14 protein-coding genes are annotated in these 16,550 nt (G+C 60.5%); 9 read left to right on the top strand and 5 right to left on the bottom strand.

The annotated features are described in order from the left end of the window. Positions 1–4: 4 nt before the first annotated feature. On the bottom strand, positions 5–2,242 hold the full coding sequence (locus BV911_RS10730; protein WP_139840070.1) for a hypothetical protein: 2,238 nt from the start codon (positions 2,240–2,242) through the stop codon (positions 5–7). A gap of 833 nt (positions 2,243–3,075) precedes the next feature. Here BV911_RS10730 and BV911_RS10735 point away from each other — a divergent pair. From BV911_RS10735 to BV911_RS10745, 3 genes are all read left to right on the top strand, one after another. Continuing rightward, complete coding sequence (locus tag BV911_RS10735; protein ID WP_168184043.1) at positions 3,076–3,657, top strand: LuxR C-terminal-related transcriptional regulator; 582 nt, start codon at positions 3,076–3,078, stop codon at positions 3,655–3,657. A 1-nt stretch (position 3,658) separates the two neighbouring features. Next, positions 3,659–4,156 carry a hypothetical protein gene (locus tag BV911_RS10740; protein WP_086053612.1) on the top strand — a complete coding sequence of 166 codons (498 nt, stop codon included), beginning with the start codon at positions 3,659–3,661 and terminating at the stop codon, positions 4,154–4,156. 141 nt (positions 4,157–4,297) lie between these two features. Continuing rightward, a complete protein-coding gene (locus BV911_RS10745; RefSeq protein ID WP_086053613.1) occupies positions 4,298–5,242 on the top strand; it encodes a formylglycine-generating enzyme family protein in 945 nt (314 codons plus the stop codon). 39 nt (positions 5,243–5,281) lie between these two features. On the opposite strand, the gene BV911_RS10750 is transcribed toward BV911_RS10745, so the two are convergent. The 4 genes from BV911_RS10750 to BV911_RS10765 all read right to left on the bottom strand — a co-directional run bounded on the left by BV911_RS10750 (position 5,282) and on the right by BV911_RS10765 (position 9,065). Beyond that, positions 5,282–6,112 (bottom strand): GntR family transcriptional regulator, encoded by an 831-nt coding sequence (locus BV911_RS10750; protein ID WP_139840071.1) that lies wholly within the window; start codon positions 6,110–6,112, stop codon positions 5,282–5,284. Positions 6,113–6,304: 192 nt separating this feature from the next. Further along, positions 6,305–7,060: an ABC transporter ATP-binding protein gene (locus tag BV911_RS10755; RefSeq protein ID WP_086053615.1), complete on the bottom strand. Its 756-nt coding sequence runs from the start codon at positions 7,058–7,060 to the stop codon at positions 6,305–6,307. After that, a complete protein-coding gene (locus BV911_RS10760) occupies positions 7,060–7,842 on the bottom strand; it encodes an ABC transporter permease (RefSeq protein WP_168184044.1) in 783 nt (260 codons plus the stop codon). Before BV911_RS10760 ends, BV911_RS10755 begins: the two co-directional genes overlap by 1 nt. Before the next feature lie 182 nt (positions 7,843–8,024). Then, positions 8,025–9,065 (bottom strand): ABC transporter substrate-binding protein, encoded by a 1,041-nt coding sequence (locus BV911_RS10765; protein ID WP_086053617.1) that lies wholly within the window; start codon positions 9,063–9,065, stop codon positions 8,025–8,027. A gap of 225 nt (positions 9,066–9,290) precedes the next feature. On the opposite strand from BV911_RS10765, the gene BV911_RS10770 reads away from it, so the two are divergent. The 6 genes from BV911_RS10770 to BV911_RS10795 all read left to right on the top strand — a co-directional run bounded on the left by BV911_RS10770 (position 9,291) and on the right by BV911_RS10795 (position 16,356). Then, a complete protein-coding gene (locus tag BV911_RS10770) occupies positions 9,291–10,856 on the top strand; it encodes a sulfatase (RefSeq protein WP_086053618.1) in 1,566 nt (521 codons plus the stop codon). Positions 10,857–11,095: 239 nt separating this feature from the next. Continuing rightward, entirely contained in the window at positions 11,096–11,749 is a 654-nt protein-coding gene (locus BV911_RS10775) for a class II aldolase/adducin family protein (RefSeq protein ID WP_086053619.1), read from the top strand. A 13-nt stretch (positions 11,750–11,762) separates the two neighbouring features. Continuing rightward, the gene (locus BV911_RS10780; protein ID WP_086053620.1) at positions 11,763–12,728 is read left to right on the top strand and encodes a carbohydrate kinase family protein; all 966 of its coding nucleotides are present in this window, start codon (positions 11,763–11,765) and stop codon (positions 12,726–12,728) included. Further along, positions 12,725–13,468 carry an SDR family NAD(P)-dependent oxidoreductase gene (locus BV911_RS10785; RefSeq protein ID WP_086053621.1) on the top strand — a complete coding sequence of 248 codons (744 nt, stop codon included), beginning with the start codon at positions 12,725–12,727 and terminating at the stop codon, positions 13,466–13,468. The genes BV911_RS10780 and BV911_RS10785 overlap by 4 nt, the downstream gene beginning before the upstream one ends. Positions 13,469–13,475: 7 nt before the next feature. Then, on the top strand, positions 13,476–14,912 hold the full coding sequence (locus BV911_RS10790) for an NAD(P)/FAD-dependent oxidoreductase (RefSeq protein ID WP_086053622.1): 1,437 nt from the start codon (positions 13,476–13,478) through the stop codon (positions 14,910–14,912). Positions 14,913–14,937: 25 nt separating this feature from the next. Beyond that, positions 14,938–16,356: an aldehyde dehydrogenase family protein gene (locus BV911_RS10795; protein ID WP_086053623.1), complete on the top strand. Its 1,419-nt coding sequence runs from the start codon at positions 14,938–14,940 to the stop codon at positions 16,354–16,356. Positions 16,357–16,550 lie beyond the last annotated feature (194 nt).

Genomic DNA, 16,550 nt, shown 5'->3' on the forward strand with positions numbered 1-16,550 from the left:
GGTGTCAGCTCAGGTCGTCGTCACCGACCAGCGACGAGGACATTGCCCCACCGACCACGGTCATATCGACCGAGTTGCCAAGCACATTGGCGCCCATGACGATGTTCTGGTTGAACGCTGCGGTATCGACCACCGCATCGGCCGAAGCGTAGGATTGGCCAGAGACATAACCGTCTTCGCCATTGCCCGAACCCCAGCTGCCGGCACTGCCGCCCGCGCCGCCGTCACCATTGGTGGCGGTGCCGCCCATTCCGGCAATGACATCACCAAGCGAGACGTCCCCAGAGGCAGACGTGCCGCCGGCTGCATCGCCGGACGTGCCGCCCATCCCCATGGCTTCGCCGCCCATGCCGGTGGAGCCGATAGAGGCTGTGACCGCAGCGTCGCCTGCTGCGCTGTTGCTGGCGTCATCGTCAGTTCCTCCCGCGCCGCCATAACCGGCGATCGCGTCGGACATGCTGTCAGCGGTGCCATCGATGCTGGATTCGGCGAAGATATCCGATAGCCCGCCAGCCCCGGCTGCGGCATCCGCGCCGACATCCGCAGTGCCGGAACCATCAGCGCCAGCTGTGGCCGTGCTGGCCCCATACCCACCGGCGGCATCGCCCCCGGTCCCGGTCCCAGACCCGTCTCCGGCTGAGTCGGACGTTGAGCTATTGGAGCCACCGGCGCCGCCAGCAGAGTCCGCCGTTCCTTGGCCGTCGCCGGATCCATCCGACGCGCCCGAAGCCGCATCGGCAGGCCCACCGTCGCCACTGGTGCCGGTGCCGGTGCCGGTGCCATCACCCGTTCCAGTGCCATCCCCGGATGTGGTGTCATTGGTCGACGCCCCACCCGTGGCCGGCGCTTCCGCAGTTCCGGTGCCGGTATTTTCGTTCGACGCCGCATCGCTGTCGGATTCGTCGCCGTTGGCTGCTGCTAAAGCCGCACTGAGCAAACCAATGGCGCTGGCCATCGCGCCGGCTGCGCCACCGTCGCTGGTGCCGCTGGCATCAGAGGAACCGCCCCCAAGTCCAAGGCCTCCGGCCAGTGCCGCAGCGTCACCGCTGTTACCGCCCGTTGATCCGGCGTCGGTCGAGGATTGACCTTCGCCAAGCCCGGCACCGATTGCACCAGAGTCGCCGCCGTCAGAGCCCTCTGCGCCGGATTCCGATCCGGACAGGCCCAATCCAAGGCCCGCGCCGGTCGAGGCACCATCCCCGCCGTCCCCGGATTGGTCCCCGGTTTCAGAACCAGCTAGTCCTGCGCCCACGCCAAGCCCAAGCGATGCGGCGTCGCCGCCGGTTCCGCCGGTGCCGGTCGCGTCCTGACCGCTATCGCCGCTGACATCGGCGCTGCTGTCAGAGGTGCTGCTGCCGCCGGTACCACCTGCCGCGTTGCTGCTGGTCGAGGAACTGCCCAGACCCAGACCAAGGCCAAGCCCATTGGACGCGGCTGCGCCGCCATCCCCGGCATCGGCATGGCCATCGCCTGCGGCACCGCTTGCACCGCCATCAGCGTCTGCTGTGCCGCTATAGGCCTCGCCGCCAGCGGCCTCAGCGCCATTGGCCATGGCGTCTGTTCCGCCCATTGCCCCGTCGGATCGGGACGAGATGCCGTCGCCAGCATTGGCTTCTGCTGCGTTCGCGTGACCATTTTGGTTAAAGTCGGCATCGTTCGAGACGTTCGGATTCCAGAGCTGGTCGTTGTCCGTCAGCACGCTGGATTGGGCCGTCACCGTCGCGGCATCGTTGCCCGCGCCGAAACTTGCGCCGCTCAGGGCTTGGTCGAAGCTGAGCCCGTGATTGGCATCATAGGTTGCATCGCCTTGGGCGACCAAGGTTGGCCCGACTTCCGAGTCGACCGCATCGATATCGACCACATCGTCGTCACGGGGGATCCACTCGCCACCGCCAAAGTCGATATTGATGTTATTTGCATTGGCGTTGCTGTCATCACCACCATTTGTGTTGGCGTTGTCAACGGATTGGTCTTGCCCCTGTTCTTGGCCTTGCCCCTGATCCTGACCTTGTCCCTGATCTTGGCCCTGACCTTGATCTTGGCCTTGACCCTGGTCTTGGCCCTGCCCTTGGTCCTGCCCCTGGCCTTGTTCATTGGCGACATCGGTTGCTTGCTGTTGTTGCTGCAAGTCAATCAGCGCCTCTTCGACAGCGACATCTGTGGTGAATTCCGCATTAATCTCATCAATGTTCAGCTCATCGAACATGAGATTATTCTGCGTGGTTGATCTTCTATCAGCCATTGGTTCTCTCCATCACCCGACAGCACCGTCAGTCATTTCCAAAACGGCATCTCAATGGGTGTTTTTAGGTTGAGGTGGATAGTTTGCCCGGCCTTAATTCCAAGGCGCACGGACAACGTAACTAGTATGAATGAATGGCAATCTCCTTCTGTTGGGAGCCAATTGTTCCGAAAATGCGCGATTTAATCGTACCCGATCACAATCACCGAGCGTCTGCGACTTGCATTGATTGAATTATCGCGAATTGGAACAAAGCGGCACACAGGATCGAGAGGTAAATATCTCGGACCTAAACACTCGCACCGCCGCTGCTGTCGGGGAAGATAGTCATAAGATTATGGCTGTGGCGCCGTTATTGAACTTTTCTGACTTAGGCCAGGTCCTGCGACTCAGTATTTCCGAAAGAGACATCCATAATCAGTTAATATTTAGACAATTGTTTATAAAATTAACCTAATCTAGGGAGGCTTCGGCAGACAAAACGTGGCCCTATGGGCTGCGAAGTCTAGAATGCGGAACCTAAGACGATTGATAATGTCGTTACTTCACAGCGGCTTGCTGATCCGATGTAGAGCCGTATTAACCTTAGTGTTAACGGCGATCTAGCCGATAATGCTTGGAGATGAATGCCCGGCTTGTTAAGAATAGTTTCTGCCGCCCCAAAATCTATTTTTTATATTCTAGTGGAAGGGTCTGAAATGCGAAACAAACATGCCCCGACAAAAAGTTCAGTTGATTCGAACGTTGCCAGAATTGACACAGTCGTTTTTGTCGGAAGTCCGCTAATTTTTTCGGAATGGGTTCTGCGGTCCGCAATCTCGGAAGTGGGTCATATGGATGTTCTGAGATTTGATACTCCTAGTGCCGCAAATTTAATTAATCTGGCGAATGACCGCTGTATAAAGCTTATTGTTTTGGAAGACGTGCATGCCGCCGATCTTATTCATCAGATCGAAAGCTTTCGCGCGGTCGCCGGGCTTACTATCTGGGCAGTGGCCTATCGGGATGTAAGTTCAGGCCGTGCGTTCTTCAAACGGCGGATTGAATCTGACGTTCTGTCCGATCTGCGCCTGTTGTCGATGAACGTTCCCATTGATGTCTGGACGTCGATGTTCAGGCTAGCGCTTTATGGCGATTACATTATTCCTTGCGAATTGATGATAACGCAGGAGGGATACCTAACCGCTCCGCCGCCGTTGACGGCGTCAACCTCTGCCCGTCAGATTTTGACAAAGCGTGAGGTTGAAGTTCTGTCTCTTGTCTCAAGAGGCGACTGCAACAAGACGATTGCCCATGATCTTGGGTTGTCCGAACATACTATTAAACTGCACATGCACCACATTCTGAATAAGATTGGTGCGTCGAATAGGACCGCTGCCTCAAGTTGGTACTTGTCACAGAATGGGTCGCTTTAGCATGGACAAGACAGCAGAGGTGTCTTTGGAGGAAATCCTGCCGCTGCTGGGCCGGCTTAATCTGACCTATACCAATACTGAAAGTCTGTTGATCCATTTGATCGCGGGTCTGTCCGGCACATCCAAAGATGTTGCGCTGATCATTTATCTGACCCTGAATACCACCCGGGCCCGCACCGACCTTGTGGAGCGTCTGGCCAAGATGGACAACCGCGCCCCCCGTGAACGGGACAGTGTGTTGAAGGTCACACGCCAGTTGATCAAGCTGTCCGGGTTACGCAACCGCTACAATCATTGCATTTTTGCTGTTGATGCTGATGGTCGTAATCCAAGGACCATTATGATGCGGATCGCAGATCGACGCGACAGTACCAAGATGGGCAAGACCGATCAGCTGGATTCGGTGGCTTTGGACGAGTTACAGCAAACGGTAGAGGGTCTGACGCGTCTCAATCGCGACGTCTGGGGGGTGATTCAAGCCTGGAACTACCCGGTTTAACCGGCCACTCTTGCCCTCCACGATCCAGGGGGTAACGGACCGGCCGGGGTCCACGCTGGCGGGTCCGGCGTTGCACTTTGCCGTGTCGGTGTGTAGGTCAGGTTTGGACCCTACCTCCAGCATGTTACGAGGGCTAATCTCATGAATCCGCCCAAACAATCTTGTTGCACGCCTGCCTTGCGACAGGACAGCCCGGCGCCTGCGATCCCGGCTCCGGTCCGTGCGAGCGAACCGCGCCTACCGGACAATGTCATTGCCGTTCCCGGCGGTCGCACCTTGCTTGGTACGCAGCAAGAGGTGATCCCGGATGATGGGGAATCGCCCCTGCGCCCGGTGACTGTTGCGCCGTTCCGGATGAGCGCAACCACCGTCACCAATGCCGAGTTCGCGCAGTTTGTCGATGCCACCGGCTATGTGACCGAGGCCGAGCGGTTTGGCTGGTCCTTCGTCTTCTGGTTGAATCTGGCGGATAAGACCACGGCCACCCAAGGGGTCGCAGGCATTGAATGGTGGCGGAAGGTCGACGGGGCCAACTGGCGCGACATCAGCGGGCCGGGGACGCAATCCGCCGAATGCCATCCGGACCACCCGGTTGTTCAGGTGTCATGGAACGATGCGCGGGCCTATGCTGCTTGGGTCGGCGGCAGGCTTCCAACGGAAGTGGAATGGGAACATGCGGCGCGGGGCGGACGGGGCGATGTGCGGTATCCTTGGGGCGACACGCCGCCAGAGGACACGGGCTTTCTTCCCTGCAATATCTGGCAAGGCCGGTTCCCCGATGCCAATACCGGTGCCGATGGCTATGTCACGACCGCGCCAGCGCAATCCTTTGCCCCCAATGAATTCGGCTTTTACAACATGGTCGGCAACGTCTGGGAATGGACGGCAGAGCCATACAGGATCAAGTCGCTTAAGCGGGCGGTTCGACAGCGGTTGGCCGGCATGAAAGGTTATAAGCTGCTGAAGGGCGGGTCATTCCTGTGCCACCGCAGCTATTGCCACCGCTACCGGATCGCGGCCCGGTCGGGCAATTCCCCCGATAGCACGACCACGCACCAAGGCTTCCGGGTGGTCTGGGACGCCTAAGGACCGGGCGCACAGCGCCGGTCCCGGGGTCGTCAGCATTCAGTTTGAAACTGATACATGGATGCGCGCGGCCTGGCTGTTATAGAACGCACGGTAGTATTCCAGCGGCGTGCCATCTTTTTCGTAGCCGATGGATTCGATCCAGATCAGTGGCTTGTCTGCGGCTACATCCATTCGTTCCTGCGCTTCCTCCGATGGCATTGTGGCGGAAAACCATCGTTCTGCCCGCACCAACTGCCGACCGTACAGGTCGCGGACCATGCCGAGAATGGATTGTCCTTCCAAATCCGCTTTTTCAAAGTCTGGCACTTTGTCGGCTGGAAATGCAATGTTGGTATAGGTGATCGGGCGCTCGTCGACCCAAAAGACGCGGGCCACGCGGACCACGTCGGCACCGTCGGCCAGTTCCAGCGCGGCGCATTCGTCGGCGCTGGCACGAGACTTGGCCAATTCAAAGGTCCGGGTGCGGATCTTGGCGCCGCGGGCGATCATGTCGTCGAACAGGCTGACATTCGAGGTTACGAAGTCGCTTTCCCGCGCCGGTTTGCCGATGAACATGCCCTTGCGGGGTAGTTTGTTGACCAGCCCCCGTGCGGCCAGCGCGCTGAGCGCACTGCGGACCACTGGCCGGGAGACATGGAAAATCTCGCACAACGCGGTTTCCGACGGGATCCGCGATTCTGGGGCCAGCTTGCCGCTGAGGATCAGGTTTTCAAGCTGGTCGCTTAACTGAAGCCAGAGCGGCGCTGCGGCTTCGCGCGACAAGACGATCCGGCTGCATTCGCGGCGGAAGGCTTCGGTGGCGTGGCCATCGGATTGCTCGAAGCTGGGCCGCCCCGTGCGGCTTGCTTTTACAGTTGGTCTGCTCACATTCAACTGAAGCCCGTCCTGTCTTTGCGTTAGGTTAAAGAAAATATCGTGTTGTGCAATGGTCTTGCCGTCCTACGCGGTCCGTGCCGCACCGTCCACGCCTGCCGCCCCGAGGCATCGCGCCGGATGGGGGCGCGCTTTGGCCCCGCGCCGGAAACTTGGTGCGGGGCCAAAGCGGGCCTGTGGACCGCGTTAGTGTTCAAGCATCGCCCAAAGGCGGCGCTTGATGGTCAGAAACTCATCCGTCAGGCGCATGTCATTGGTGCGCGGCCGGGGCAGTGAGACCTTTTCGATATGGTGGACGCGGCCCGGACGGGCAGACATGACGATGATTTTGTCGGCGAGGAAAATTGCCTCTTCCAGATCGTGCGTCACGAAGACAACGGTCTTGCGGGTTGCCGACCACGTGTCCAGAAGGTCCGATTGCATCCGCTCTTTGGTTTGCGCATCAAGCGCGCCAAAGGGCTCGTCCATCAGCAACACGTCAGGATCGTTCGCATAGACGCGGCCGATATCGACGCGCTTGCGCATGCCCCCGGACAACTCGCGCGGCCAGCGGTCTTCAAAGCCGGAGAGACCGACCATTTGGACCCACTTCTTTTCGATCTCTGCCTGTTCTTCCTTGCTGGCGCCGCGCAGGCGGGGGCCATAGCTGACATTGCGTGCCACGGTCATCCACGGGAACACCGCGTCCTGCTGAAAGACCATGCCGCGTCGGCGGTTGGTGCCTTTGATAATGTCGCCATCCAGCGTCATTTGCCCGTCAGAGGGGTCGAACAGTCCGGCCATCATTTTCAGCAAGGTCGACTTTCCGCAGCCTGAGGTGCCGACGATGGCATTGAAGCTGCCCGATTCCAGACGAAGATTGATGTTGTCCAGCACCGTCAGCGCCGAGTCGCTGCCTTTGCCGAACGTATGAGTGAGATTATCTACAACGATTTCCGACATTATTCACGGGCCTCCGACCATACCATGAGACGGGCCTGAATCACCCTGAATGCACGATCCATCAGGAAGGCACAGGCGCCAATTATAACGATGATCATCATCACTTGATCGGTCAGGAAGTACCGACGCCCCTCTTGCAGCAAAAAGCCAAGGCCATTCTGTGCCGCGATCAGTTCGGATGCGACAAGGGTGGTCCAAGCCGCGCCAAGGGCGATGCGATAGCCGGTGATGATGAACGGGGTGGCGGCGGGAACCGCGACGGTGCGAAACACCTGAAGCCGGGTCGCGCCCATTGTTGAGGCCGCATCGACGTAGACCTGCGGCACGTTTTTCATGCCCGCGATCACGTTGACAACGCAGACCATGAAGCAGGCGATGGTGATAATCAGAATGCGGCTAAACTCGCCAATGCCGAACCAGATGATGATGATCGGGATATAGGCCAACGGCGGGATCGGGCGCACGGCTTCGATCAGCGGATCGAACAGATATTCGGCGACCTTGTACCAGCCGATCAGACATCCGATCAGCACGGCCGCACTGGTGCCGATCAGAAAGCCCATGATGACTCGGAACAGGCTTGCGCCCAAGGCGGTGGCCAGACTGCCGCTTTCAACATTGGCGATGAACGCGCCGAAGATATCGCGGATCGGGGGCAGCAGAGCGGGGTTGTTGTCGGGCAGGTTGGTGACCCAGATATAGGCAAGAAGGACCGTGGCGACCGACGCCGTGCCCAGCACCATCCGCCCCATCAGTCGTTCTTTCAATTTTTGTAACGGCATGATTGCGCTCCGTGGCAAGGTTTTTGTTCGTTCCATAGCTCAGATCCACTTCCGGGTTCGATCTGCAAAGGCTCCCTCGTGCGGCGCGGCGGCGATTTTGGCCACACGCGCAACCGGGGGGCGAACGCATAGGGCGGGCAGGCGGGGCGGCTCCCGTCGCCCGCTGCCTCGTGAGGGGGGGGTTAGATGCGGCGGACAATCTGGTCCGAGACCAGTGCATCAAGGTCGGGAATGCCGCCAATCCGGTCATTGGCGACAAGGAATTCCGACTGTATGAGCAACGACTTGTTTAGCAGACCGCTGGAATAGACCTCTTTTATCTCGTCGGTGTCGAAGTAGAAATAGTTGTTCAGAAGCGGCTCGACATCCGCAGCTGTGACGCCTGCCCGTCCAATTTTGGACTGCCATGCCACCATGCGTTCGACAACGGCGGCGTTGTCGTTGCGCAGCATCGGCACGGCATCCCGGTGGAAGGCTGCGACCGCAAGGGTCAATGCCTCGGTCTTGGCGTCGATTGCGGGCTGGGTGCTCATCAGCACATCCATGATGCTGGGGCGGGTCCCAATGGGCAGGGTAGAGCCGTCAACGATCATGCTGGCGTTGGGCAGGGCCTCGAAGATCAGCTTGCGCGAAGTGGCCAGCGGCACATTGGCGTCGACGGCCCCGGCGACCAAGGCGGCCTGACCGTCGATCGGTTCCATGTTGATGCGTTGCAGCGGCATGTCGCCCAAGCCTTCGGCCTTCAAGACCGTGTCGAGGAAGAAGTCGAAGTTTGACCCTGAGGTGACGGCGATCCGCTTGCCTTCAAGATCTGCAAGGGTGTTCAGCCCCTCACGGCCAACAATGGTGAACAGGCCGCTGGCATCGCCGCAGACCGAGATTTCGCGGAAATCTGCGACCTTGCGATACATCGCGGCAAGTGGCGGCACAGAGCCGACGGTGACGGCATCCACCGATCCGCCGATCATGGCTTCAATTGCAGGCGGGCCAGACGGGAATACGCTGAATTCGATGTCGAGCCCCGGGGCAAACCCCTGATCCTGCACCAGCCAGTAAAGGCCAAAGGAATAGGCCGGAATGATCCCGATCTTTAGGGTCTCGTTCGCGGCATGGGCCTTTCCAGCAAAAAAGGTCGGGGCAGCCAGCGTGGTTGCGGCCATGGTCGCCGCGCCTGCCCGCAGCAGGCTGCGGCGGCTGATATAGCTGTTTCTAGGGTTCGCCATTTGGATTCTCCTCCCGTCATCCAGAGTGAGTCGGTGCGCTTCGTGCCCGATTCACTAATCTAGGTATAACTAGATCTTTGTCCTTTTCAAACGAAAAATTTCGCGCTAAACCGCATTATCGGCTTTCTGGTAATACTCAGAAAGAATCGCAAATTTTTCGCCCCATTGCGTAACGCGCGTCCTGAATAGGCGTGGCTGGCGATGGGGCAGCCGGGGAGAGAGATCATGAACATCATCCTGATTCTAGTCGACAGCCTGAACAAAGAGGCATTGAGCTGCTATAACCCCGACACGCGGTGCCGGACGCCAAATATTGATGCGCTGGCCGAACGCGCCTGTGTGTTCGACAACCACTATATTGGCAGCTTGCCCTGTATGCCGGCCCGGCGCGAGATTTTTACCGGACGCAAGGAATTCATGTGGCGCCCGTGGGGGCCGCTAGAAGTCTTCGATCCGCGTTTGCCGCGCGAAGTGCAGGCCCAAGGCTACAACACCGGGATGGTGACCGACCACTACCACTACTGGGAGGAGACGGCGAACGGCTATGTCCAGGGCTTCCAGTCGCTCGAGATGATCCGCGGGCATGAAACCGACTTCTACCGCCTGCCCGATACCAAGGGCGAGGTGCCGAAATGGGTCGAGAAAATGAGCGAATATCGCTCGCCCTATCACATGCGGCAGTATTACGAGAACGTGAAGGAATTCGGCGGCGAGGAAGACTTCTTCCCGGCCAAGACCTTCACGGCGGCGGCGGACTGGTTGGATCGGTATGCAGATCGCGGCCCGTTCTTCCTTCAGGTTGAAACCTTTGATGTGCACGAGCCCTTCCATGTGCCCGAACCCTATGCCTCAATGTACACGGACGGGATCGAAGGCACCGCGGACGATCACAATATCTGGCCACCCTATCAGGTCTATGACGATCTGGATGCGTTCATGGAGCAGGCAGGCCCGGAAGAGTTGGCGCACCTGAAATCCCAATATTACGGCAAGACCTCCATGGTCGATAAATGGCTTGGGGTGTTTTTGGATAAGCTCGGTGAAAAGGGTCTCTGGGAAGATACGCTTGTCATCTTCACCACGGATCACGGTCATGATCTGGGCGAGCGCGGGCATTTCGGCAAGCAGTACCCGCATTACGACAGCCACGCCAACATTCCGATGATCGTCTGGCACCCGGCCGCAGAAAATGGGGGGAGGCGCATCAGTGAACTGACCCAGACGGTCGATATTTTCTCGACCATCATTGAAGCATCGGGCGGCACCCCCCCTGACAGCACCCGCCATTCGCGCAGTTTCCTGCCCTTGCTGGAAGATGGCAAAGGGCAGCGCGAACAGGCGATTTATGGCACGTACGGGCAGGGGGCCTGCATCTCGGACGGGACGTGGACCCTGTTTAAGTCGCCGGAAAAGGGCAAGCCCCTCTACACCTATTCCACCATGATCACGCGGCCCCTTTTGGTGGACAACCCGGTTGACGGACGGGTCGGCGCGATGCCGCCCGAGCCGATCGCGACCGGAAAATTTGATCCGACGGTTCCGTTCCCGATGTGGAAAACGCCGATCACCATCGATCCGCGCACCTATGAGAACTTCCTTTTCAACCGTGAGACCGACCCGGGCCAAGAGGTCAATTTGTGGGAAGCCGAGCCCGAACAGCGGGCGCGGATGTTGGCCCTCTTGCGGCTGCGACTGGACGAGGAAGGCTATCCTGCCGAACAGATGGATCGTCTTGGCTTGTCTGATGTCACCCCCGCGATGGTCCAGCCGGTTGCCGTTCCGGCTGGGTAGGCTTGATGGCGCGCCGTGACGGCTTGGCGGGAGTGACCCCGCCGATCGCGGATCGCGTCGTCGCTGGTGGTTGCTGGCCCTGCTGATGGCGCTGCCGCCTACCGATGTGCTGCCCCCGACCCGGATGCCGGGGCCGGGGGGCACGGACCCGGCATCCGGGCATTTTCAGAATTTCGTTTCCGCAATCGGCCCGAGGCGGCGCGAATGGCGGACGGCAAACACGCACGGGAGGGACCTCAATGCTGGACAACCGAACCGAAACCGACAAGCGACAAGCAATCATCGATTGTTGTCTGAAGATGAATGCCTCGGGGCTGAATCAGGGCACGTCGGGCAATATCAGTTTGCGCCATGGTGACGGCCTGCTGATCACCCCGACAAGCCGCCCCTATGACAGCCTGACGCCTGAGGACATCGTCTTTCTTGACATGGACGGCACCGCCCATGGCCGCTGGAACCCGTCCAGCGAGTGGCGCTTTCACCGTGATATTCTGCAGGCGCGGCCGGATGAGAACGCGGTGTTGCATGCCCATCCGACGTTCTGCACGACGCTGTCGATCATGGGCAAACCGATCCCGCCGCTGCACTACATGGTCGCGGTCTTTGGCGGGCCAGACATTCGCTGCGCCCCCTATGCGATCTACGGATCGGCGGCTCTGTCGCGCTTGGCCTTAGAGGCCTTGGAGGGCCGCAAAGCCTGCCTTTTGGCCCATCACGGCATGATCGCCGTTGGCCGCGATCTGGATCAGGCCTTCTGGCTGGCCGACGAGTTGGAAACGCTGGCCCGACAATACCACGGCTGCCTGCAGCTTGGCGCGCCGCCACTGCTGAGCGCGCAACAGATCCAAGACGTCATCGACAAAATCGCCGGCTACGGCCTGAGCGACGATTAGAGGAGGATACGCTTTGCCAACTTATGATTTCAGCGCCGTCGGCTTTTTGGTGCTTGATGTGCTCGGCCGTTATGCCGAAGACCTGCCGCCCCCGGGTGGGGCGACCTTTATCGACGAGATCACCATGACGGTCGCCGGAACTGCGGGGGCGACGGCGATGGATTGCGCGATCCTTGGGCTGAACGGCCAGATCGCGGCCCGGATCGGGCGCGACGCCATGGGCGATTTCTTGGCGGCAGACATGGCGAGGGTCGGTCTGAACCTTGATCTTCTCCAGCGTGACGCCACCGTCCAGACCTCGTGCAGCATGTTGCCGATCCGTCCGAACGGGGTGCGTTCGGCCTTTTTCGTGCCGGGCACCAGCGCGACCTTCCTGCCAACCGCAGCCGAGGTTGATCAGATCTTGGATGCCCGCATCATCCATCTTGGCGGAACCGGTTTTCTGGATGCCTTTGACGGGGCCCCCTCGGTGGAGTTGCTGAAACGCGCTAAGGCACTGGGGCGCAACACGGTTTTCGATTTGATCCAAGCCAATGCCGAGACGGTGGCCAAGGTGCTGCCGCTCTTGCCCCATATCGATTATTTCATCCCCTCGATCCACGAGGCGGCGGCAATGGCGGGCGACACCGACCCGGCCGCCGTGGCGCGTTGGTTCAAGGCCCGCGGCGTCAAGAACGCGATCCTGACGCTGGAGGGCGACGGGGTCTATGTCGATCCTGCCGACGGTGCGCCGTTCCATCTGCCGTCGCATCAAATCGACGTGGTCGACACCACCGGTTGCGGTGACAGCTTTACGGCTGGGATCATTGTCGGCTTGGCCAAGGGCTGGCCCCTGCGGGACTGTGCCCGGTTCGCCAATACCGTGGCCGCCCATGTGGCGCTTGGCCTTGGCTCGCAAGGGCGGCTGACCGCATTCGACGACACACGCGCCGCCATGGACAGCTGGCCGCTGCGCGAACTTCAGGGAGAATTGGTATGATACTTGCAGGTAAAACCGCGTTCGTGACGGGCGCATCGCGTGGGATCGGGGCGGCTATCGCTGTCGGTTTGGCGGAAAACGGCGCCGATTTGGTGATCAGCGACCTGCCCCAGCAAGCCGCCGATTTGGACAAGGTGCTGGGCCGCATTACCGCGACTGGGCGCACGGGCCGCATTCTGCATCTCGACGTAACGGACAAGGCGGCGATTGAGGCGGCGGTGGCCGAGGTCGGCCAGATCGACATCTTGGTGAACAACGCCGGGATTCTGATCCCGAAGCGGCTGGAAGATCTGGATGAAAAAACCTGGGATGCGCATTTCAATGTGAATGCCAAAGGGGTGCTTCTGGTCAGCAACGCGGTTCTGCCGCAAATGCGGGCGCGCAAGGCCGGACGCATCATCAACATCGCCTCGATTGCGGCCCGGCAAGGGGTTCCGACACAGGGCCATTACGCGGCGACCAAGGCTGTCGATCTGACCCTGACCCGGGTGTATGCGCAAGAGACCGGCATGGATGGCATCACGGTCAACGCGATCTGTCCGGGCATCATTCTGACCGAGATGGGCAAAGAGAACCTTGGCAGTCAAGCGGCGATGGATCACTGGTCAAACGTTGCGGCCTTGAAGCGGCTGGGCGATCCTGATGACATCGTCGGACCGGCGGTTTTCTTTGCGTCTGACATGTCCCGTTTTGTCACCGGTCAGGCGTTGAACGTCTGCGGCGGCATCTATTTCCACTGAGGTCGCGATGCAACAGGTCGCAATCATCGGCGCGGGTCCGGGCGGCATTGCTGCCGCCCGCTGGCTCAAGGCGCAAGGCTTCGCCCCGCGTATGTTCGAGGCACATACGGCCCCCGGAGGGCAATGGGCCCCGGACAATCCCAATAGCGGCATCTGGCCGGGCATGGTGACCAACACGTTCAGCGAAGCCACGCGCTTTTCCGACCAGCCTTGGCCCGAGGGCACGCCGCTATTTCCCCATAACGCCCAAGTGCTGGCCTATATGCGGCGCTATGCCGAGGCGCATGGCTTGCTGGCCGATGCCACATTCGGCTGCCGACTGACCGGGATCGCACAAGAGGACGGCGGCTATGCCCTGACCTTCACACAGGATGGCGCGACACGGACCGAGTATTTTCCGCGTGTCGTCATCGCCTGCGGCCGGTTCAACACCCCGGTTCTGCCGCCGATCCCCGGTGCGGATCGCTTTACAGGCGCGTGCGGGATCGTTCACAGTTTCGATTACAAGGACCCGGACCTTTACCGGGGGCGGCATGTGATCGTAGCTGGGGGCTCAATCTCCGCGCTAGAGATCGCCTCAGATCTGGCGATGCTCGGCGCCGCGTCGGTCCATCTGACCCAGCGGCGGCAACGCTACGTCAATCCGAAGATGATCACGGGCGTGCCACTGGAATACTATGCCTTCACCTATGACCGGGCTGTGTTGTGCCTCGGCGATGACAAGCAAGCGCTGGCCGCAAATGACGAAGCGTTGGTGCATCAGTATGCCGGTGATCCCAGCCGCTATGGTGCGCCGAATCCGCATCCCGAGTTTCGCCGCGCCGGTGTCACCGGCTCGCAGCATTACCTGAACCTCGTGGCCGAGGGCCGGGTCATCCCAGCGCCATGGATCACCGCGATTGACGGTCGCCGGGTGACCTTTGAGGATGGGCATACCATTGAGGCCGATGGCATCGTGGCGGGCACCGGATTTGCGTTGAACCTGCCGTTCCTGTCTGAGCCGATGCGCCAGACTTTGGCGGTAACCGACAGCGCCATGATGCTAGACGAGTTCACGTTTCATCCGGATCTTCCCGGGTTGGCCTTCATGGGGATGTGGTCTCAGATGGGGTCGTATCCCGTTCCGCTGGAACAGCAGGCCCGGTTTCTGGCCTATACATGGGGCGGTGTCATCCCGCGCGATGCGGCTCAAATGCGCGCCGGTGTGGCCGCCTGTGCCACCGAGGGGCATCATCTAGGCTATCGGCGGCAAAATGAGATGGCCCTTCGCTTTGCGCGTCTGTGCGGCACGGACCCTGCCGGTCAGGTGGACCCAGATCTGATGCGCCGCTTGCGCCAAAGCGCCACCACCGGGGTGATGTACCGACTGGCGGGGCCAGACGCGTTGCCGGATGGGCCTGACGCTTTCACCGCGCAATTTGACCGATACGGACCTGCGGCCTGATCCGCGGTTAGAGGAGAACAAAGCAATGCAATTGGACAAGTTTTATATTGGCGGCACATGGGTTGCGCCCCAGACCACCGACACCCACGCGCTGATCAATCCCGCCACCGAAGAGCAGATTGCAGCGATCCCTATGGGCGGAACTGCCGATGTAGATGCTGCGGTCGCCGCCGCCCGGGCGGCGTTCGGCACATGGTCGCGCACAACGCCGGCAGAACGGTTGCAGCTGCTGCGCCGCCTGCTGGAGCTGTATAACGGCGCTTATGACGAGATCGCGGATCTGATGGTGACTGAGATGGGCACCACCCGGGCGTTTTCACGGGACGCGCAAGCCGCTGTGGGCCGAATGCATTTGGAAGCCGCGATCGACGCCCTGCAGGGCACGCAATTCGAAGAAATGCGCGGGTCCACCCTGATCTCGAAAGAACCGGTGGGCGTGTGCGCGTTGATCACGCCCTGGAACTGGCCGATGAACCAACTGGTGGTCAAGGTGGCTCCGGCGCTTGCGGCGGGCTGCACCATGATCGCAAAGCCGTCGGAATTCTCGCCGCTGTCGTCATTGCGCTTTGCCGAACTGGTGCATGAGGCGGGCATCCCTGCCGGGGTTTACAACCATCTGACAGGGCACGGCCATATTGCCGGCGACGCGCTGGCGCGTCATCCGGACGTTGATATGGTGTCGATCACCGGCTCGACCCGCGCAGGCGTGGCTGTGGCGAAATCGGCGGCCGACACGGTCAAGCGGGTGGCGCAGGAACTGGGCGGAAAGTCGGCCAATTTGATCTTGCCGGATGCCGATTTGGCCCGTGCGGTCCATGACGGCGTCAATGCTTGTTTCGTCAATTGCGGTCAGGCTTGCCGCGCCCCAGCCCGCATGTTGGTGCCTGCCGCGCGCATGGACGAGGTCAAAGCCATTGCCAAGGCCGCCGCCGAGGCGCATCGCGTTGGTGACCCCTGCAGCGATGTGGCGCTTGGCCCCGTGGTCAATGCCGCACAGTTCGACCGGATTCAAAGCCTGATCGCAGCCGGGATCGCGGAAGGAGCAACCCTGGTTGCCGGCGGGCCGGGCCGTCCAGAGGGATTGAGCCGGGGCTATTATGTCCGCCCAACCGTCTTTGCTGACGTCACCAATGACATGACCATTGCGCGGGAAGAGATTTTTGGCCCGGTCCTGACGATCATTGGCTATGACACCGAGGATGACGCGATCCGGATCGCCAATGACACCGTTTACGGGCTGGCGGGCTATATCCAGACCCCGGATCTGGACAAGGCGCGGCGCATCGCCCGGCAGTTGCGGGTCGGGGCCATCTGGATCAACGGCGCGGATTGGGACGCGCAGGCCCCCTTTGGCGGTTACAAACAGTCAGGCAACGGCCGTGAACATGGCGCATGGGGATTGCATGACTATCTGGAGGTCAAATCCACCGCCGGCTGGGCGTGATCGCTGGCCGAGGTCGCCGCTGCCGTCTTGTTGAACGGCGCGGTGCCGGCCTTAATCAGGACTGTTGCGTGCGTGTCGGCGTTTTGAAGCGCCAAGTGTGGTCATTTCGGTAAGCCCACAAGCGGCGTGCCACCCTCCCGAGACGTGTTCTGCTTCTGGACAAAACGGCGGCGCGATGGCGGGCCATTCCGGGG

This window comes from Pseudoruegeria sp. SK021 (genome assembly GCF_002119405.1).
In the GTDB taxonomy this organism is placed as follows: Bacteria; Pseudomonadota; Alphaproteobacteria; order Rhodobacterales; family Rhodobacteraceae; genus Meridianimarinicoccus.

Excerpts from the sequence above, each read along its gene's own strand:
- BV911_RS10745 (WP_086053613.1), top strand. The coding sequence starts at position 4,298 with ATGAATCCGCCCAAACAATCTTGTTGCACGCCTGCCTTGCGACAGGAC.
- BV911_RS10795 (WP_086053623.1), top strand. The coding sequence starts at position 14,938 with ATGCAATTGGACAAGTTTTATATTGGCGGCACATGGGTTGCGCCCCAG.
- BV911_RS10770 (WP_086053618.1), top strand. The coding sequence starts at position 9,291 with ATGAACATCATCCTGATTCTAGTCGACAGCCTGAACAAAGAGGCATTG.
- BV911_RS10785 (WP_086053621.1), top strand. The coding sequence starts at position 12,725 with ATGATACTTGCAGGTAAAACCGCGTTCGTGACGGGCGCATCGCGTGGG.
- BV911_RS10760 (WP_168184044.1), bottom strand. The coding sequence starts at position 7,842 with ATGCCGTTACAAAAATTGAAAGAACGACTGATGGGGCGGATGGTGCTG.
- BV911_RS10775 (WP_086053619.1), top strand. The coding sequence starts at position 11,096 with ATGCTGGACAACCGAACCGAAACCGACAAGCGACAAGCAATCATCGAT.
- BV911_RS10765 (WP_086053617.1), bottom strand. The coding sequence starts at position 9,065 with ATGGCGAACCCTAGAAACAGCTATATCAGCCGCCGCAGCCTGCTGCGG.
- BV911_RS10730 (WP_139840070.1), bottom strand. The coding sequence starts at position 2,242 with ATGGCTGATAGAAGATCAACCACGCAGAATAATCTCATGTTCGATGAG.
- BV911_RS10735 (WP_168184043.1), top strand. The coding sequence starts at position 3,076 with ATGGATGTTCTGAGATTTGATACTCCTAGTGCCGCAAATTTAATTAAT.
- BV911_RS10740 (WP_086053612.1), top strand. The coding sequence starts at position 3,659 with ATGGACAAGACAGCAGAGGTGTCTTTGGAGGAAATCCTGCCGCTGCTG.
- BV911_RS10755 (WP_086053615.1), bottom strand. The coding sequence starts at position 7,060 with ATGTCGGAAATCGTTGTAGATAATCTCACTCATACGTTCGGCAAAGGC.
- BV911_RS10790 (WP_086053622.1), top strand. The coding sequence starts at position 13,476 with ATGCAACAGGTCGCAATCATCGGCGCGGGTCCGGGCGGCATTGCTGCC.